The organism is Gordonia sp. UBA7860, assembly GCF_002500165.1.
Lineage (GTDB): Bacteria > Actinomycetota > Actinomycetes > Mycobacteriales > Mycobacteriaceae > Gordonia > Gordonia sputi.
In genome coordinates this window covers 18589-37233 of the sequence record NZ_DLSO01000014.1, presented here as the reverse complement: position 1 = coordinate 37233, position 18645 = coordinate 18589, and the positions used below count along the sequence as shown (strand labels likewise).

The window sequence follows — 18645 nt, the reverse complement described above, 5'->3', positions numbered from 1 at the left end:
GAATCGTGGCCGGGTCATCGCGGAAGGATCGCACCAGTTGATCTAGACGGGTGAGTTGATCGTCTGGAAGTACTGGATTGCCGAGAGGATCAGCGTCCCACCCCCGCCGAGGATGATTCCGACGATCGAGCCGAGCGTCGCACCGATCTCTATGCCCGGGAAGATGCACCCGATTCCTGCGGCAACGGCTCCGATCGCGCACCCGATCGCGCCCCCGATAATTGCGCCGACGGTGAGTCCGACCAGAGAAGAAATGGTCATTCCGGCCGACAACTGGCCGTTGAATCGCGTCAACGCCTCGTCGTCGCGTTGTTGCTTTGTCTGCTTCGTCTGCTTCTGTGGTGTTGCCTTGGCGGCGACGGCGCGCATCGCGTTCACATGTACCGGATCGACGAGATGTGCACGCAGTTTGTCTTTGGACGGGACCAATGTCGCGGATGTCGGAGTCACTTGCGCGTCGATGGGGAATTCGAGATATTCGTCCCGATACCACAAAGCCATGCGGAAAAGGGACTTTCCCGCGCCATTCTTGATGACCAGGTCAGAGCCCTCGCGGGCTATCGTTCCGTCTGCCACGGAGATGCTCAGCGAACTTGGCCGGCCGGAGAGTCGGTAGTGCACCGAGTCCGACGACGGCGCAGCGTGGGCGGTCGCGTGCAGCAGGGGGATCGCGAGCGCTGCGGCGGCGAAGATTGCAATCGCACGTATCAAATACTCTGTCGGCGCGTATATTTCGCTAAGCGAAGGTGCTAGTCGAGAGGGTGGCTGGGTGTGGTGTCGCCGCTGTTGGTTCATTGTCGTCCTCGTCCTTGATCCGACGTTGAGTCTGCTTGTCATCGGCGATTACGCCGTCGTGTGATTCTCAGAAATGCCGAGCTTCGTGTTGTGTGATGCCGATCACGGTGAGGCTCAAGAATAGATAGTGACTTCTTTTCTCGGAGCGCGGGCTGAACGCGAACCGTGGGTGACGCATGTTTCGATCCGTTATTCTCTTGTAATAGATTTGTCCTGTTATCGGACGACATTTTCTGTAGGTGGCAATCGCGTGCAGGCGCAGTAGATGGCACCGCGGGCTTCGCCCGGTTCGGCGGACGTGTCAAGCTGGTATCCGTGCATTCCGAGATCGAGATCGAGCACCACTACGGCGACGACATCGAAGCAGTCCTCATTACGGAGGAACAGATCAAGGCGCGGACCGCGGAGCTGGCCCAGTCGGTGGTGCAGCGCTACACGGACCTGCAGGACGATCTGGTCCTGATCGGCGTCCTGAAGGGCGCGATCATGTTCATGACCGATTTCGCCCGCGCACTGCCGATCCCGTCGCAGATGGAGTTCATGGCTGTGTCGAGCTACGGGTCGGCGACGTCGTCGTCGGGCGTGGTGCGCATCCTCAAGGATCTCGATCGCGATATCGCGGGCCGTGACGTGCTCATCGTCGAGGACATCATCGACTCGGGTCTGACGCTGTCGTGGCTGATGAAGAACCTCGCCACCCGCCAGCCGCGGTCGCTGGCGGTGTGCACGCTGCTGCGCAAGCCGGAGGCCGTCCGTTCGCCCGTCGACGTCGCCGATGTCGGCTTCGACATCCCGAACGAGTTCGTCGTCGGCTATGGCCTCGACTATGCCGAGCGCTACCGCGACCTCCCCTTCATCGGTCGCCTGCGCGCCTCGGTCTACGAGAACTAGCACCCAGGACCCTGTTTGCGCGCGCTGCGATGCAGGAGGAGCCGGCGAGGAGCGCAGCGACGGGGCCGGTGACGACGAGAAGAGTGGCGCTGAGGGCGCAAACAGCGCGCGGGCGGAGCCCGTGCAGACAAACCCTGTTTGCGCGCGCCGCGATGCAGGAGGGCCGGCGAGGAGCGTAGCGACGTTGCCGGTGACGACGAAGAGTGGCGCTGAGGGCGCAAACAGCGCGTGGCGAAGCCACGCAGACAAACAGGGAACGGTTTCACCTGCGTGATCGTTGACCGGTAGCCTCAATGTGTACGACCGAACCCTTGGGTGGCGTTCACATCGTTCACGAACCGATGGGAAGGACAGTGGTAACGGCGCCGGGCGGCCCAACACGTGGCCTGGACCTCCACCAATGCGCATGAACCGAAAGACAGTCTTCCGTAACCTCGCGATACTCGCGGTGCTTGTGCTCGCCCTGTGGGGCTGGAGCGCGATGCGCGATGGCGATCGCGGCTACACCGGGGTCGACACCTCTGTCGCGTTGACACAGCTCAACACCAAGAACACCAAGTTCGTCCAGATCGATGATCGCGAACAGCAGTTGCGGATCGAGACCAAGGATGCAATCAAGGTCGACGGCAAGGACGTCACGAAGATCTCGACCAAGTACCCGGCTTCGGCGGGTGAGCAGGTCTTCGACTCGGTCAAGTCGACCGGGGCCGGCTACCAGACCAACGTGACGCAGCAGTCGGTGTTCTGGCAGATCATGATCTTCCTGCTGCCGATGCTGCTCTTGTTCGGGCTCTTCTTCTTCGTCATGAACCGCATGCAGGGTGGCGGCAAGGGCGGCGTGATGGGCTTCGGCAAGTCCAAGGCCAAGCAGTTGTCCAAGGACATGCCCAAGACCACCTTCGCCGACGTCGCGGGTGCCGACGAGGCCGTCGAAGAGTTGTACGAGATCAAGGACTTCCTGCAGAACCCGGCGCGCTACCAGGCGCTCGGCGCCAAGATTCCCCGCGGCGTGCTGCTCTACGGTCCGCCCGGTACCGGTAAGACCCTGCTGGCGCGGGCAGTCGCTGGCGAGGCGGGCGTGCCGTTCTTCACCATTTCCGGTTCTGACTTCGTCGAGATGTTCGTCGGTGTCGGTGCGTCGCGTGTGCGCGATCTGTTCGAGCAGGCCAAGAACAACAGCCCGTGCATCATCTTCGTCGACGAGATCGACGCCGTCGGCCGTCAGCGTGGTGCCGGTCTCGGCGGTGGTCACGACGAGCGCGAGCAGACGTTGAACCAGTTGCTCGTGGAGATGGACGGCTTCGGCGACCGCTCGGGCGTGATCCTGATCGCAGCGACCAACCGTCCCGACATCCTCGACCCTGCGCTGCTGCGTCCGGGACGTTTCGACCGGCAGATCCCCGTCGGCAACCCCGACATCGCCGGTCGTCGGGCAATCCTCAAGGTGCATGCCAAGGGCAAGCCCATCGCAGAAGACGCCGACCTCGACGGTTTGGCCAAGCGCACGCCAGGAATGTCGGGCGCCGACCTCGCCAACGTCGTCAACGAGGCCGCACTGCTCGCCGCACGCGAGAACAAGACGGTCATCACGGCGGAGATGCTCGAGGAGGCGGTCGACCGTGTCATCGGCGGACCGCGTCGCAAGAGCCGGATCATCAGCGAACACGAGAAGAAGGTTGTCGCGTACCACGAAAGTGGTCACACGCTCGCCGCGTGGGCGATGCCCGATCTCGACCCGATCTACAAGGTGACGATCCTCGCGCGTGGACGAACGGGCGGTCACGCGCTCGCCGTGCCCGAGCAGGACAAAGACCTGATGACGCGCTCGGAGATGATCGCTCGTCTGGTGATGGCCATGGGCGGACGCGCATCGGAGGAATTGGTCTTCCACGAGCCGACGACCGGCGCGTCGTCGGACATCGACCAGGCGACCAAGATCGCACGCGCGATGGTCACCGAATACGGCATGAGCGCCAAGCTCGGCGCTGTGCGCTACGGGCAGGAGCAGGGCGATCCGTTCCTCGGCCGCAGCATGGGCGCGCAGAGTGACTACTCCGCCGAGGTCGCGAGCGAAATCGACGACGAGGTGCGCCGACTGATCGAGGCCGCGCACACCGAGGCGTGGGCGATTCTGTCCGAGTACCGCGACACCCTCGACGTGCTCGCCAGCGAACTCCTTGAGAAGGAGACGCTGACCCGCAAGGATCTCGAGAGCATCCTTTCCGACGTCGAGAAGCGTCCGCGAATCACGACGTTCAACGAGTTCGGCGAGCGCACCCCGAGCGACAAGCCCCCGGTGAAGACCCCCGGCGAGAGGGCCATCGAACGTGGCGAGCCGTGGCCTCCGCCTCCGCCGGAGCCGGTGCGCGAACCCGTCGGTGCCGGCAGTGCACCGGGCTCGCCGTCCGGTTACCCCGGTGGGCAGCAGCCCTACTACGGAACGCCTCAAGGTCCGGGTTCCTATCCAGGTCAGAGCTACGGGCAGCCCTACCCGCAGCAGCCCTACCCGCAGGGCCCGCAGGGCGGCGGAACCCGACCCGACTACGGCGCCCCGCGTGACTGGTCGGCGCCGGGTTGGCCGCCCCAGTCGCAGGGAGATCCGCAGTCGCACGGGTATCCGCAGACGCAGGGATATCCGCAGAACGGAAACCCGAACGGCGCCAACGGAAATCAGCCCAACGGGTATGGCTATGGCAACGGCTCGTACGGCGGTCAGAACGGTGCGGGCCACAACGGTGGGCAGCATCGTGATGACTCCGGCGACAGCGGTTCACACGGGGACAATCGTTCACACGGGGACAATCGTTCACACGGAGACGGAGCCTGAGGGTCGGATCGATGACAATCAGCGAGGGTCACGACATCGCGACTCACGACGGCGCGTCGCGCGAACTATCGACCGGAGAGGGGCGCTTCTTCGACCAGGAGCGCGCCGAAGCTGCCGTCCGGGAGTTGCTGATCGCGGTCGGCGAAGACCCCGACCGCGAGGGGCTGCGACGCACGCCGACCCGCGTGGCCAACGCGTACCGCGAGATGTTCGCCGGGCTCTACACCGACCCGTCGGAGGTACTCGCGACCATCTTCGACGAGGACCACGACGAGTTGGTGCTGGTCAAAGACATCCCGATGTACTCGACGTGCGAGCACCACCTCGTGTCGTTCCACGGTGTCGCCCATGTCGGCTACATTCCCGGCCCATCGGGCCAGGTGACCGGACTGTCGAAGTTGGCGCGCGTCGTCGACCTCTACGCCAAGCGTCCGCAGGTGCAGGAGCGATTGACCAGCCAGATCGCCGATGCTCTGGTGGAGCGGCTCAATCCACGTGGCGTGATCGTGGTGATCGAAGCCGAACACCTGTGCATGGCGATGCGCGGCATCCGCAAGCCGGGCGCTCGCACGACGACGTCCGCGGTGCGCGGCATCTTCAAGACCAGCGCCGTTTCGCGCGGCGAGGCACTCGACCTCATCACCCGGTGACCGCTCACCCGGTCGCCGTCGACACGGCCGATGACGCGCGCACAAAGGTGATGGGCGTCGTCAACGTCACCGCCGACTCATTCTCCGACGGTGGTCGCTACCTCGACGCCGAGCGCGCCGTCGAACACGGTTTTCGTCTGCTCGCCGGCGGCGCCGACATCATCGACGTCGGGGGCGAATCGACCCGCCCGGGTGCGGTACGCGTCGACGAGTCCGTCGAGATCAAGCGGGTGGTTCCGGTGATCGCCGCACTCGCTGCCGAGGGTGCACAGGTCTCGGTCGACACGATGCGCGCAGGCGTGGCGTCGGCCGCCATCGAGGCCGGGGCGACGATCGTCAACGACGTGTCGGGGGGTCGCGCCGATCCGGGCATGGCAGCGCTTCTCGCCGACGCCGGACTGCCCTGGATTCTGATGCACTGGCGTCCCGCGGCAGCCGAATCGGATGCCGGTCGACGATTCACGCACCGGGTCGACGACACGGGCGGGTACCGCGACGTGGTCGCAGAGGTCAGTCGTGAGCTCCTCGGCCAGGTCGACGCCGCTGTCGACGTCGGGGTCGATCCCGACAACATCATCCTCGATCCCGGGCTGGGATTCGCCAAGACAGCACAACACAATTGGGCGCTGCTCAACGCGTTGCCGACGCTGGTCGATCTCGGTTTTCCGGTGCTCGTCGGGGCGTCGCGCAAGCGTTTCCTCGGCACGCTGCTCGCCGCCGACGGCCACGATCGTGAACCGGAGGGACGCGAGATCGCGACGGCGTCGATCAGCGCGCTCGCCGCGGTGCAGGGCGCGTGGGGAGTTCGGGTCCACGACGTCGCGGCCAACCGGGATGCGGTGACCGTCGCCGCGGCGTGGCGTTCGGGTGGGCGTGACCGGCATACCGTCCGGCGGGAGCATCGAGATGGCTGACCGCATCGAACTGCGCGGACTGCGGGTGCGCGGCAACCACGGCGTCTTCGACCACGAACGCCGCGACGGGCAGGACTTCATCATCGACGTCACGCTGTGGGCCGACTTGCGGGCCGCCGCGGCGTCGGACGATCTGGCCGACACCATCGACTACGGGTCGCTCGCACAGCAGGTCCACGACGTCGTCGCCGGTGACCCCCGCAATCTGATCGAGGCTGTCGGCGGGGAGATCGCCGAGAAGGTCATGCTCGACGACCGCATTCACGCGTGCGAAGTGGTGGTGCACAAGCCGTCCGCGCCGATCCCGCTGGATTTCGCCGACGTCGCCGTCGTGACCCGACGCTCCCGCAAATCGGCGGGTGGTGCGAGATGACGCGCGCCGTGTTGTCCGCCGGTACCAATCTCGGCGACCGAGTGGCCCGGCTCGGTGAGGTTGTCGACGCATTCGCCGACAACCTCGTCGCGGCGTCGAGCATCTATTCGACGGCCCCGTGGGGCGGCGTCGAACAACCCGACTTCTACAACATCACGCTCATCGTCGACGCCCCGATCTCTGCGCGTGACTGGTTGGAGCGTGGCTTCGAACTCGAGCGCGCTGCTGACCGGACCCGAGACATCCGTTGGGGCCCAAGAACTCTCGACGTCGACGTGATCTGTGCGACCGACGCCGACGGGCAGCCGATCATCAGTGACGACGACGTGCTGACGCTGCCGCATCCGCGAGCCGCCGACCGTGCCTTCGTGCTCGTGCCGTGGCTGGAGATCGAACCCGACGCGACGCTGTGGACGCCCGACGGTGTCCGGTCGGTGGTCGACCTGGTCGCGGCACTACCCGCGAGTGAACGCGCAGGCGTGCACCGACTGTACGTGCGCCCGGGAGGTTCGCAGCCGGGCCGACCCGGGAGTGAGGTGGCGCGGTGACAACCCCGCAGCCGTCGACGCCACCGGAGTCCGACGAACCCGGCCTTGGTCCGACCCGGCCACGTGATCTGCTGATCATTGCGGTCTTTGTCGCGGTGATCTCGTGGATTCTGGTGCGCTACAACTACTCGGCACTGCCCCCGCTGCCGCTGCTGGCGGGAATCGTCCTCTACGTGCTCGCCGCGATCGAGACGGCGATGGCATTCGTGGTGCGCGCACGTGTCGCCGACCGTCAGGTGGGTCGTGCACGCGGGCAGCTGCACCCGCTGACCGCAGCGCGTGTCCTCGCACTGGCCAAGGCGTCGGCGATCCTGGGTGCCGTGGCCGTCGGCGTATGGGTGGGGATGCTGGTGTTCCTGTGGAGTCAGCACGGCGTGAATGCTGCCGAGCATGACAGACCCGGTGCGATCGTCGGCGCCTTCGGCGGGCTCGTGCTCGTCGTCGCGGCGCTGTGGCTCGAGTACTGCTGCCGGGCACCCGACGACCCGACCGACCAGCCGACGCAGCCGCGGGCAGACGGTCATCCCGGGCCCGCGTGACCCCCTCTGTGATGGGATTTTATGAGGCCAATCGTGACTCTCCGCACCAGCCTGGCGGTCGCGCGGGCCGTCAGAGGGTAAGTTCACGATCATGACGACCTCGACTGGCCGTGCCGCCGACACACGCCGCTCCGGTCGCGTCGGGCAGTGGTTGGTGGGTCTCCTGATCGTGCTGGCCGTGGTGGCCAGCGTGTTGATGCTCTTCGCCGATCAGATCTCGGTGCTCGGATCGCTGGCGGTGATCGCGGCGCTGTGGGCCGCTGTGATCGCGGCGATCCTTGTCACTCGCTACCGCAGACAGGCCGAAAGCGCCGAGAGCAAGAGCCGCGATCTGCGACTGGTGTACGAGTTGCAACTCGAGCGCGAGATCGCCGCGCGCAGGCAGTACGAGCTCGACGTCGAATCGACGATCCGCAAGGAGATCAGCGACGAGGCCGGTGTCGAGCTGGCAGAACTCAAGGCGCAGGTACTCGCTCTGCGGTCGAGCCTGGAGATGCTGCTGGGCGAGTCGCTACCCGACCAGCGAGCGGCGCTTCCCAGCGAGAAGCTGCGCGAGCTGGCCTCGGGTCTCGGCGGTCTCGGAGCGCAGCCGGGTCACTCCGATCCCCAGGCCGGCGGCTACGGCAGCGGGGCGGGCTACCCGGGCGGCTACGGCCAGACCGACTACACCGCTCACGACGACGGCGCTGTTGCCGCCCGCGATTTCGAGCAGACCGCCCCGGGCGCCGAGCATCGACGACGCGACTCCCGCCCGTTCGACGCTCCGCGACGCTTCGGGTCTGATGTCGATCCCAACGAGATGACGGAAGTGCTTCCGGTCATTCCGGGTGACGCCCCCATCTCCGGCCGCATCGCCACCGAGGTTCCGCTCGACGACATCCGCGCCGACGAAGTCGCCGTCGAAGCCGTCGAGGACGTAGCCGTCGAGGACGTCCGCGCCGAAGAAGTCGAGGCACGGGCCGTCGACGAGACGCTTGTGGCGCAACCCGTTCAAGAGTTCGGGGTTGAAGAGGTGGTCGTCGACGTCGTCGACGAACAGCCGCGCGCGCCCTACACGTCGGGATTCGACGAGACGCCTCCGCCCGCAGAACCGACCTCGGCGTCGCCGTTCTCCGGCGGATTCTATGTCCCCACTGCGGAGACGGCCCCTGCTGCCGAGACCGTCGAGGCGCCGGAGCACGACACCCAGGCGGCCGACGCGGCAACCTCACCCGCACCGGAGTCCGGAGACACCGACACCCCCGATGCCACCGACACCACGGCGGGGCGTCACGAGACCGGCGACGACGGTGCGCGTGCCGGCTACAGCGGTGGCCGACGACGCCGTGAGGAAGACGACGACCACGACGCCGCGCACACAGCGGGGCTGCCGGTCGCGGAGCTGCTCAATCAGCTTCGCCAGACTTCCGGCGGTAGCGGCGGCGGACGTCGCCGTCGCGAAGACTGACTTCTCACAGCCCGGCACCCTTCTGACCGGTCCTCTCGGGTGACCCGTCTCACAGGCATTGGCCCGACGATGCGTCGAGCGCCTAGCATTGCGGTGCACGTCCGGTACCCACGCTGCAGTTGGGACTGGAACGATCTGGGAGGACACCGGTGACCTCACCGAACGGCGATCCCGCCGTGTCGAATCAGCCACCCCGCGACGCGGGGCGAGCAGGCCATTCCGGATCTTTCTCCGCCGAATTCGCAGGCGTGAGCAATCTGCCGACACCCGCGCGCCTGACCATCGGCATCATTTCGGCGGGACGTGTCGGAACCGCACTCGGCGAGGCACTCGAACGCGCAGGCCACGTGGTCGGAGCGGTTGTGGCGCGGTCGCCACACTCTCGACGCCGCGCCGCCCAACGACTTCCCGAATCGCAGATCCTCGACCTTCCCGACGTCGTCGCGCGCTCGGAACTCCTGATCATCTCGGTGCCCGACGACCGCATCGCCGACGTCGTCGCCGAGATCGTGGACAGCGGTCGGCTGCGTCCCCGGACGCTCGTCGTACACACAGCGGGCGCGCACGGCGTCGACATTCTTGCGCCCCTCACCGCGATCGGGGCGCTTCCGTTGGCCATTCATCCCGCGATGACGTTCGTCGGAACCGACAATGACACTGCCCGGCTGCCGCAGGCGTGCTTTGGCGTCACCGCTGCCGACGAGGTGGGTCTCGCGATAGCGTCGGCCCTTGTGCTCGAGATGGGCGGCGAGCCCGTCCGGATCGCCGAGGCCGACCGCACGCTCTATCACGCCGCACTCGCGCACGGTGCCAATCATCTCGTCGCACTTGTCAGCGATGCGGTCGTGGCGATGAACGCGGCCATCGAGGGCGGCGCGGGGGAGTCCGGTCGGGACGCGGCGACAGTCGACGGATCCTCGGAACGGTTGGCCGAACGCATTCTCGCGCCGCTTCTCACCGCGGCCCTCCACAATGTGCTCGATCTCGGCCCCGCCGCGTTGACCGGGCCAGTGGCCAGAGGCGACGCGCAGGCCGTCGCAGACCACCTCGATGCTCTCCGCGCGCTAGCCGGCGGTCATCGACCGGATGCGATCGCTGAGGCGTATCGCATCCTTGCGCGTCGGGCAGCCGCGTACACCGACGCACCCGCACCGCTCCTCGACGTGTTGGAGCAGTGAGTGAACACCGAACAGATGCTGACAGATGTTGTGATGCACGGCCTTTCGAGCTGTGTAGGAGGAGAACGATGACCGCGCCGCTGAGTCCAGACGCCTACGCCCGAGGTGAACTGACGGTGCATCGCGACCCCGCCACACTGCACCGAGTCAGTCAGGCGCTGCGTCGCGCGGGTAAGCGCGTGGCATTGGTACCGACGATGGGTGCGCTGCATGCCGGTCACCTGCAGTTGATCGACGCCGCCAAGAGCGTCGGCAACGTGGTGGTCATCGTCTCGATCTTCGTGAACCCGCTGCAGTTCGGCGAGAACGAAGATCTCGACGCCTACCCGCGGACGTTCGACGACGACGTCGAGCTGTTGCGTTCCGCCGGTGTGGAATTGGTGTTCGCGCCGACCGTCGACGACATGTATCCCCTTGGGCCGCGCACCACGATCGTGCCAGGGCTGGCAGGCGAAATCCTCGACGGCGCCGTGCGCCCGGGACATTTCGGGGGAATGCTGACCGTGGTGTGCAAACTCCTCAACATCGCGTCACCGCACGCCGCGTTCTTCGGGGAGAAGGACTACCAGCAGTTGGTCTTGATCGCACAGATGGTGGCCGACCTGAACCTCGACGTCGACATCGTCGGGGTGCCGACGGTGCGCGAGGCCGACGGCCTGGCGTTGTCATCGCGTAACCGCTACCTGACACCGGAGCAGCGTGAAATCGCCACCACGCTGTCCGCGGCGCTCACGGCAGGCGCGCACGCCGCTCCTGGCGGCAAGGATGCGATTCTCGCTGCTGCACAAGCGGTTCTGGCGACATCGCCGGAGATCGAGCTCGACTATCTCGCGCTGCGCGACCGCGCCCTCGGCGAAGCGCCCGACAAAGGTGACGGACGACTGCTGGTCGCCGCCCGCCTCGGCGCGGCGCGGCTGATCGACAACGTCGGCGTGTCGATCGGCATCGAGCCCGAGGACATCGGGAACCCCGATGCGTACTGACCCGCAGCGCCCCGCGCTGATCGAGCACCGCTCTCCGCTGATCGAGCTTGTCGAGATCACGCCCCCACAGACTCTGCAGCCCGCCCGCATGCACGCCAACACAGAGGAATGACAGCATGTTTCGCACCATGATGACGTCGAAGATCCACCGGGCGACCGTCACTCAGGCCGATCTGCACTACGTCGGGTCGGTGACCATCGACGCCGACCTGCTCGACGCCGCGGACCTTCTCGAAGGCGAACAGGTCACCATCGTCGACATCACCAACGGCGCCCGTCTCGAGACCTACGCGATCGCGGGCGACCGCGGTACCGGCGTCATCGGGATCAACGGCGCAGCAGCACATCTCGTTCATCCCGGCGATCTGGTGATCATCATCGCCTACGGCATCCTCGACGAAGCCGAGGTGCGTGCCTACAGTCCGCACGTGGTTTTCGTCGACGAGGCGAACCGCGTCGCCGAGAACGGTACGGATCCCGCGCACGCGCCAGAAGGATCAGGACTTCTCGACCCGCGCCACCCCGAAACGCACTCTGCGCGAACCGACTTCGCAGATTCAACGGTGTAGGTCGTCGATGCTGCTCGTCGTCGAGGTTGGGAACACGAACATCCATCTCGGGGTGTTCGCGGGGTCGGGTGAACACGCCAAACTGGTGCGCGACTGGCGGATTCACACCGACCCGCACCTGACCGCCGACGAACTCGCGATGGCGATCCGCGGGCTACTCGGCGACGACATCGAGCAGATCACCGGCGTAGCAGCGTTGTCGACGGTGCCGGCGTTGCTGCGGGAACTGCGCGTCATGGTCTCGCGCTACGACGGCGGCGTCCATCACGTTCTCCTCGAACCGGGTGTCCGAACCGGGGTCCCGCTACTCGTCGACAATCCCAAAGAGGTCGGCACCGATCGTGTGGCCAATTGTCTTGCCGCGCACAATATCTACGGCGGGCCGTGCGTCGTCGTCGCATTCGGCACCGCGACAGTTGTCGACGCGGTGTCGGCGAAGGGCGAGTTCCTCGGCGGTGCCATCGCGCCGGGAGTGAACCTCGGCGTCGAGGCGCTCGCCGAGCACACGGTGACCGTGCGCCGTGTCGAACTCATGCCCCCGCGCAGCGTGTTGGGTAAGAACACTGTCGAAGCGTTGCAGTCGGGAATCCTGTACGGATTTGCCGGGCAGGTCGACGGGCTCGTCGACAGGGTGCGCGACACCGTCGACGGCTTCGACGGCCGGGATCTGACAGTCGTGGCCACCGGGTCACTGGCGCCGCTGATCTACCCGGAGAGCCGCACGCTCACCACACACCACTCGTATCTGACCCTCGAGGGGTTACGCCTGGTGTCCGAGCGGGCCAAACAGCAGGGGCGAGGGCGCGGGGCCCGCTGACGCGACAACTGCGGCGTCGAACTTCTTTTTGCGCGCCGCAAGCACGAAACTCCCGCAGACCTGGCCCGTAGCCGTGCACTGTGGCAAACTTGTCGCCGTGATCAAGAGCTGTCAGGAGTGTTGTCAGGGCTGAGTCCGCTTCATGCGGCCGCCCTTCGTCGACGCCCCCCGCTCGTTTTCGATCACTTCCGAGGTATCTCTCCCATGACCGCATCGGTCCAGTTCACCCAGCACGTGCACGCGCCGATCTCGGTTCACGCACCCAGCGCCCCGCTATCGGTCCAACCAAGCGCATATCGTGCCGCCGTGGCGGCGGGTGCTGTCCCGGTCGACATTCGCAGCCACCGCAAACGCACACTCGACGGTGCGTTGATCGGGGCACTCGCCGTCGAGGCAACCGAGGTCCTCGACCTGCTCACGCCGGGATCACCGAAAGCTCTGCGGACGGCCACACATGATCGACGCTGGATTCTGGTCAGCGACGACGGACACGAGGCCGAGTGGTTGGCGTGGCACCTACAGGCACGTGGAGTCACCGGTGCCGTGTTCGTGGTCGGCGGTTTCACGCGGCTACGCCGCGACCGTATCAACGGCAGTATCAGCGACGCCGAGCTGGCGATGTTCTCCGCGCACTGAGCTCTGTCGACTGTCGAAATCGGCCATCCGGCGTCGTTTACGCCATGCTTTCATGCCTCTTGCCGAACCATCATGTGACCTGGATAACATGAGCAGATGCGGCGTGGCGGTGCGGTTCATCGCGTTTTTCGCCGTGGGCACTGGCGGACGTGGGAGTAGACATGGCACGTGGGGCGTCGGGGCGGCCCGTGGCTCGTGATCCGGTCGCCTTCACCACCGATGGCCTCGGTGCCGAATCCGCGGCCCGGTGGGAGGAGTTCACCAGCAGTACCTTTCTTCCGCTGCACGCAAAAGTCCTCGGTGACGAGCGACTCGACGCAACGGGAACGGTGGCCGAGGTCGGTTCGCTGCGCGTCATGTCGTTGCGAATGGGGTCGCACATCGTCGAGATGTCGGGCAAATTCGTATCTGACGATGGCGTGCCCGCCACACTGATCACGATCACCCTCAAAGGCCATACCTTTCTGTTCACCGACGGACAGACCCACTTCGCCACGGTCGATCGGTTGTTGGTGACGAGCCTCGAGCGCCCGTTCGTCAGCGGATTCGGGGAGGACACCGAAGCTCTGGCCGTCGTCGTTCCGACTCCACTTCTGCACCGCTCGCTGGGGGTGCCGATCGGAGTCACCCCGCGGGTCATCGACATCGGCAACAACTTCGCCGGTGCCGCACTGAGAACGCGATTGATCACCGCGACGCGCGATCCGGCGACCGAGTCGCTCGCCGAGGACGATCTGGTGGAGCTCATCTCCGCTGTCCTCTCCCCGCGAGCGGAGCCGGCCGTTCACAACCATTTCGACCGAGCACGTGACTTCATCGCCGCCAATCTGTCAGATACGGGTCTGACCGCACCACATGTGGCGCGTGCTGTCGGCATCAGTGAACGGCATCTGTCCCGAATCTTCGCCGACGCGCACACCAGCGTTCCCAAATATGTTCGTGAGCAACGTCTTCTACGCTCCCGGGGGATGCTGCTCCAGGCCGATGACGGGTTGACCGTGGCCCAGATCGCGGTTCGCTGCGGTTTCGGCTCGGTCGGCAACTTCTCGCGGACGTACCACGCAAGGTTCGGACATAGACCCGATGACATACTGCGCGACAATGCACGTCGTCGTGCGCTTCGGGGCGAGCGCTGAACGAGGAAGTGGTGGAACGGCTTTGGCATCCGGTCTAGTCCTCCGGTGATCAGACATCACGGCTGATTTCGGCCAACCTCGCTCCAACTCCTTTCAAATCTGATGTGCCCCGCATCACACTCGAGAACAGAAACGAGCTGCCGCCGTCACCGGCGTCGGCCGGAGGTCTCAATCAAAAGGAGTGTCGATGACCGTAATTGATTCCACCAAAACGTCTGTGCACAAGCAGATTCCGACACCTGAGCCGGGGCTGACCGTCGACGATTTCCTGGCCCGCGCACGTGGGCTGAGGGACAGGCTGCGGGAGGAGCAAGCCGACACCGAGCGACGCACCCGCTACTCGCCGGAGATGCACGAAGAGTTCGTGCGGCTCGGCTTCTACCGGATGCTGCAGCCGGCCGCTCTCGGTGGCTACGAACTGTCCATCAAAGACTTTCTGCGCGTGATCGTCGAAGTCGGTCGCGGGTGTCCGTCGACCGCATGGTGTCTGTGTCTGGGTTCTGCCCACGTGGTCAACCTCGCGGGGTTGTTCGACGCCGACGTTCAAGCTGCGGTCATGGGGGCCGACGGACATTTCATCGCGCCCTCCCGGGTGGTCCCGTCGGTAACAGCGACACCGGTCGACGGTGGCTGGGAACTCAACGGACTCTGGGACTATTGCTCGGGCGTTCCCTACTCCACCCACGTCTTCAATGCGGTGATGATCATGCCGACCGACGGTGGCCGCCCGCATCCGGGCCTCGCGCTGGTACCACGTGACAAGTACGAGATCCTCGACGACTGGGGCACTTTGATCGGCCTCAAAGGTAGTGGCTCCAACTCCGTCAAGGTCGACCACTGTGTCGTCGACCACGGATACGTCCTCGATATCGACATCAACGCCATCCGTCCGGATCAGACCTATGGGCTCGAGCTATACGGCAATCCGATGTACATCGGGCCGATTCAGCCGTTCTTCTTCGCCGAGTTGCTCGCCGTCGCATTGGGTATGACCAAGGCGATGTTCGACGAGTTCGCGGCGACGATGCCGGTGAAGAAGACGATGTGGCCACCGATGGCCGTGCGCGCCGAGGACTCGTTCTACCGGCAGTGGTACGGCGAGGCCACCACGCTGATCGATCAGGCCGAAGCCTGCCTGCTCAGCGTCACCGCCGCCTACGCCCAACTGTGCGACGAGTCAGCGGCGACCGGCCGGTCGATCACCATCGCCGAGAATCAGCGCTTGGTTTCGCTGGCCATCCAGGCGGGCAAGGTGCTCACCGAAGCGATGGATCTGATGGCTCGGGTGACCGGGTCCAGCGCAGTGAAAGACGGCACACGCACGCAACGGTATTGGCGCGACTTCACCATGTACCGCAGTCACGTCGCGCAGACCATTCGTGAAGCCACCGCGAGCGGCTACGCCGTTGCCGCGCTCGCCGAGGCGAATGCCTGATGCGCGCGGCACTCTGGCACGGAAACGGCCGCCACGTCGAGGTCGACGATGTGAACCTGCCCGCACCCGGCCCGCATGAAGTGGTTGTCGACACCACCGCGGTGGTCGCCTGCATCACCGACGTCATCGCCTTCGACAATCCTCCTTTCCCGCCCGGCGCCCACATCCCGCAGATTCCCGGGCACGGAGGCGTGGGCATCGTGTCGGCCGTGGGCTCCGACGTCAGTCGGGTTCGCGTAGGCGACACCGTGCTCGCATCAGCCAACCCGTGGTGTGGTGTCTGCTACGCATGCCTACGAGATCGGCCGGACATGTGCGGCGAGCTGACCTTCCTCGGACCCGAGATCGAGCTCGCCCCAACCGGTTCCACGGTCGCGCACTCCTACCTCGGGTCGTACGCCGAACAGATGCTGACCCGGGAAATCCAGGTGGTCCCGCTGACCACCGGCATATCCCATCAGGCACTGGCCGTCCTCGCTGACGGCGGCGCAGGTGGCGTGGGTGGAGCGTTCAACGTCGCACCGGTCACCGCGGGAGCCAGCGTCGCGGTTGTCGGGTGTGGCATGACAGGGCTCGCGTACCTGCAGAGTGCGCGTGTACTCGGCGCAGAAACGATCATCGCCATCGATCCGCTGACGCATCGTCGGGAGCTGGCCGAAAAGTTCGGCGCCACACACACCTTCGACGCCAACGATCCCGATTTGGTCGAGAAGGTCAAAGAGGTGGCAGGCAGCTATCCGGCCCTCTTCGGTGACAAGCGCGGCGTCGAGTTCGCGTTCGAGGCCGCAGGTGACGCCTCCGCCATGGGTACCGCCATGGCCATCACCCGCCCAACGGGCCACGTCGTCCTGGCCAGCGTCACCAAGGACTTCCTCACTGCGACATTGCCGATCAGCGCTTTCGACGCCGCCATGAACGGCAAACAGATTCACGGCTGCCAGTGGGGGCAGACGAACCTGTTGCGTGACATCCCGCTGTGGACGAGGCTTCTCGAGCGCGGCGAACTGGACTTCGATTCGATGGTGTCGACCACCGTCGGTCTCGACGCCATCGACGGCGTCCTCGATCAGGTGGCCGCCTGTGAGGTCGTCGCAGCTGTTGTGGAGCCGCGACGATGACCGCGCTCGACGTCCGGGCAGACGCCGCCCGGCCACCTCGCGACCAGTTCGATTCGGACCTGTTCCGCGACGTTCTCGGGCGATTCTGTTCCGGCGTCGTGGTGATCACCGCGTCCAGCAGAGGTGAGAACGTCGGCATGACCTGCCAGTCGTTCATGAGCATGTCGTTGGACCCACCGCTGGTGGCCTTCGCGCCGGCTGCCACATCGTCGACCTATCCAGTGATCCGGGATAGCGGATCGTTCGCGGTGAACGTGCTGTCCAGCACACAATCGGCGATCGCCCTGGGCTTCGCACGCCGTGGTATCGACCGATTCGCCGATGCGCCATGGCATCTCGGCGTGACGGGCGCGCCGCTGCTCGATGATGCAGTCGCCCACATCGAGTGCGAGCTGTACGCCGAGCACGTCGTCGGTGACCACTACCTGTCCGTCGGACAGGTAGTGGCCCTCGACGGCCACCCCGATGCCGAGCCCTTGTTGTTCTTCCGCAGTGCTTTCGGCGCCTGGAGCGCGACATCTCAGAACGCCACATCACACAGCGCCACATCACAGCGCGCCACATCGCAGAGCGCCACATCGAATGAGGAGTCGTCATGAGTGTTTCCGTCACCGACTCGGCCGCCGTCGAGACGTCTGGCAAGTCGCGCACGGTACGTGCCGCGGTCGCCGCCTCCATCGGCGCGCCGTTGAGTGTCGAGCAGGTGGAGGTCGGAGCTCCGGCCGCGGGCGAGCTTCGGATCGAGCTGACCGCCAGCGGTATCTGCCACACCGATCTCAGCGCGCGCGACGGACAGTTCCCGGCACAGTTCCCGATCGTCCTCGGCCACGAGGGAACCGGAACCGTCACGGCGGTGGGCGAGGGCGTCGACGACGTCCGAGTCGGTGATCGGGTGGTGCTGACAATCGATCACTGCGGACAGTGTCGAAGCTGCGACCGCGGTCGGTTCTGGGCGTGCGCCAACGCCTTCGGGATCAACGTCGCGGGTGGTCGAGCCGACGGCACAACGGCGTTCACTCTGGACGGCAACCCGATCCATTCGCACTGGTTCGGTCAATCCTCATTTGCTGCAACGATTCTTGCGCCCCGATCGACTGCGGTCGTCGTGGCCGATGACGTGCCGGCCGAGGTTGCGGCGCCGCTGGGATGCGGCATCATCACCGGCGCCGGACCGGTTCTCTATCCGCAGACCACCCGCCCACTGGACAGCCTGGCGGTATTCGGTCTGGGCACAGTCGGCCTCGGTGCCGTGATGGCGGCCCGGATTCGTGGCGTCGACCGTGTGATCGGCGTCGACCCGGTCTCCTCGCGCCGGGAGTTGGCGCGTGAGCTCGGAGCCACAGATGTCGTCGACCCGTCGACGTCGGATGCTGTCGAAGAGATTCGGCAGATCACCGGTGGTGGTGCCGACCAGACACTGGAAACAAGCGGCGCAGCCGGGATTCTCGACGTCGCGGTCGCGGCGACGATCACCGGCGGACACTGCGGTGTGATCGGCGCGCCACCACCGGGCACCGCGTTCACCACCGATGTCACCGCGTTCATCGCCCGCAACATCTCCATCTCCGGTGTGGCAATCGGAGACTGCGACGCCAACCAGGTGATCCCCGAACTCGTCGACCACTGGCGCAACGGTGCTCTACCCGTGCAACGACTGGTCACCGTCTTCGACATGGACTCGATCAACGACGCGATCGCCGCGGCCAAGAGTGGCCGGGTCATCAAGCCGGTCATCGTGTTCTGACGGACTCATCTGCGCTCAATACAACTCATGTCTTCCGGGTGACCC

Annotated in this window: 20 protein-coding genes; 19 read left to right on the top strand and 1 reads right to left on the bottom strand. The window is 65.7% G+C overall.

Going from position 1 to position 18645, the window contains the following annotated elements; genetic code table 11:
* Nucleotides 1-42: 42 nt before the first annotated feature.
* Nucleotides 43-711, bottom strand: a complete 669-nt coding sequence (locus B3T59_RS02080; RefSeq protein WP_005207552.1) for a hypothetical protein — start codon at nucleotides 709-711, stop codon at nucleotides 43-45.
* Between the two features lie 399 nt (nucleotides 712-1110).
* On the opposite strand from B3T59_RS02080, the gene hpt reads away from it, so the two are divergent.
* The 19 genes from hpt to B3T59_RS01985 all read left to right on the top strand — a co-directional run bounded on the left by hpt (nucleotide 1111) and on the right by B3T59_RS01985 (nucleotide 18600).
* The gene (hpt, locus tag B3T59_RS02075) at nucleotides 1111-1686 is read left to right on the top strand and encodes a hypoxanthine phosphoribosyltransferase (protein WP_005207551.1); all 576 of its coding nucleotides are present in this window, start codon (nucleotides 1111-1113) and stop codon (nucleotides 1684-1686) included.
* Between the two features lie 406 nt (nucleotides 1687-2092).
* Nucleotides 2093-4513: an ATP-dependent zinc metalloprotease FtsH gene (ftsH, locus tag B3T59_RS02070; RefSeq protein ID WP_267626283.1), complete on the top strand. Its 2421-nt coding sequence runs from the start codon at nucleotides 2093-2095 to the stop codon at nucleotides 4511-4513.
* An 11-nt stretch (nucleotides 4514-4524) separates the two neighbouring features.
* Entirely contained in the window at nucleotides 4525-5163 is a 639-nt protein-coding gene (folE, locus tag B3T59_RS02065; RefSeq protein ID WP_005207549.1) for a GTP cyclohydrolase I FolE, read from the top strand.
* Between the two features lie 50 nt (nucleotides 5164-5213).
* A complete protein-coding gene (folP, locus tag B3T59_RS02060) occupies nucleotides 5214-6077 on the top strand; it encodes a dihydropteroate synthase (protein WP_039856378.1) in 864 nt (287 codons plus the stop codon).
* The gene (gene folB, locus B3T59_RS02055; RefSeq protein ID WP_039856327.1) at nucleotides 6070-6450 is read left to right on the top strand and encodes a dihydroneopterin aldolase; all 381 of its coding nucleotides are present in this window, start codon (nucleotides 6070-6072) and stop codon (nucleotides 6448-6450) included. Before folP ends, folB begins: the two co-directional genes overlap by 8 nt.
* Nucleotides 6447-6998, top strand: coding sequence for a 2-amino-4-hydroxy-6-hydroxymethyldihydropteridine diphosphokinase (gene folK / locus B3T59_RS02050; RefSeq protein WP_005207546.1), 552 nt, complete (start codon nucleotides 6447-6449; stop codon nucleotides 6996-6998). The genes folB and folK overlap by 4 nt, the downstream gene beginning before the upstream one ends.
* Nucleotides 6995-7537 (top strand): DUF3180 domain-containing protein, encoded by a 543-nt coding sequence (locus B3T59_RS02045; protein WP_005207545.1) that lies wholly within the window; start codon nucleotides 6995-6997, stop codon nucleotides 7535-7537. Before folK ends, B3T59_RS02045 begins: the two co-directional genes overlap by 4 nt.
* 91 nt (nucleotides 7538-7628) lie before the next feature.
* Nucleotides 7629-8984 (top strand): DUF6779 domain-containing protein, encoded by a 1356-nt coding sequence (locus tag B3T59_RS02040; protein ID WP_005207544.1) that lies wholly within the window; start codon nucleotides 7629-7631, stop codon nucleotides 8982-8984.
* Nucleotides 8985-9133: 149 nt separating this feature from the next.
* Nucleotides 9134-10162 carry a Rossmann-like and DUF2520 domain-containing protein gene (locus B3T59_RS02035; RefSeq protein WP_287001380.1) on the top strand — a complete coding sequence of 343 codons (1029 nt, stop codon included), beginning with the start codon at nucleotides 9134-9136 and terminating at the stop codon, nucleotides 10160-10162.
* Nucleotides 10163-10230: 68 nt separating this feature from the next.
* Nucleotides 10231-11145: a pantoate--beta-alanine ligase gene (panC, locus tag B3T59_RS02030; RefSeq protein ID WP_287001379.1), complete on the top strand. Its 915-nt coding sequence runs from the start codon at nucleotides 10231-10233 to the stop codon at nucleotides 11143-11145.
* Complete coding sequence (locus B3T59_RS02025) at nucleotides 11135-11257, top strand: hypothetical protein (protein WP_287001378.1); 123 nt, start codon at nucleotides 11135-11137, stop codon at nucleotides 11255-11257. Before panC ends, B3T59_RS02025 begins: the two co-directional genes overlap by 11 nt.
* Nucleotides 11258-11261: 4 nt before the next feature.
* A complete protein-coding gene (panD, locus tag B3T59_RS02020; protein WP_064863527.1) occupies nucleotides 11262-11714 on the top strand; it encodes an aspartate 1-decarboxylase in 453 nt (150 codons plus the stop codon).
* 7 nt (nucleotides 11715-11721) lie between these two features.
* Entirely contained in the window at nucleotides 11722-12531 is an 810-nt protein-coding gene (locus B3T59_RS02015; protein WP_287001377.1) for a type III pantothenate kinase, read from the top strand.
* Between the two features lie 204 nt (nucleotides 12532-12735).
* Nucleotides 12736-13167 carry a hypothetical protein gene (locus B3T59_RS02010; protein WP_064863525.1) on the top strand — a complete coding sequence of 144 codons (432 nt, stop codon included), beginning with the start codon at nucleotides 12736-12738 and terminating at the stop codon, nucleotides 13165-13167.
* Nucleotides 13168-13328: 161 nt separating this feature from the next.
* Entirely contained in the window at nucleotides 13329-14303 is a 975-nt protein-coding gene (locus B3T59_RS02005; RefSeq protein WP_287001376.1) for a helix-turn-helix domain-containing protein, read from the top strand.
* 187 nt (nucleotides 14304-14490) lie between these two features.
* Nucleotides 14491-15738, top strand: coding sequence for an acyl-CoA dehydrogenase family protein (locus B3T59_RS02000; protein WP_287001375.1), 1248 nt, complete (start codon nucleotides 14491-14493; stop codon nucleotides 15736-15738).
* Nucleotides 15738-16856, top strand: coding sequence for a zinc-binding dehydrogenase (locus tag B3T59_RS01995; protein WP_064861383.1), 1119 nt, complete (start codon nucleotides 15738-15740; stop codon nucleotides 16854-16856). Before B3T59_RS02000 ends, B3T59_RS01995 begins: the two co-directional genes overlap by 1 nt.
* Nucleotides 16853-17455, top strand: a complete 603-nt coding sequence (locus B3T59_RS01990; RefSeq protein WP_287001374.1) for a flavin reductase family protein — start codon at nucleotides 16853-16855, stop codon at nucleotides 17453-17455. Before B3T59_RS01995 ends, B3T59_RS01990 begins: the two co-directional genes overlap by 4 nt.
* A complete protein-coding gene (locus tag B3T59_RS01985; RefSeq protein WP_287001373.1) occupies nucleotides 17452-18600 on the top strand; it encodes an NAD(P)-dependent alcohol dehydrogenase in 1149 nt (382 codons plus the stop codon). The genes B3T59_RS01990 and B3T59_RS01985 overlap by 4 nt, the downstream gene beginning before the upstream one ends.
* Nucleotides 18601-18645 lie beyond the last annotated feature (45 nt).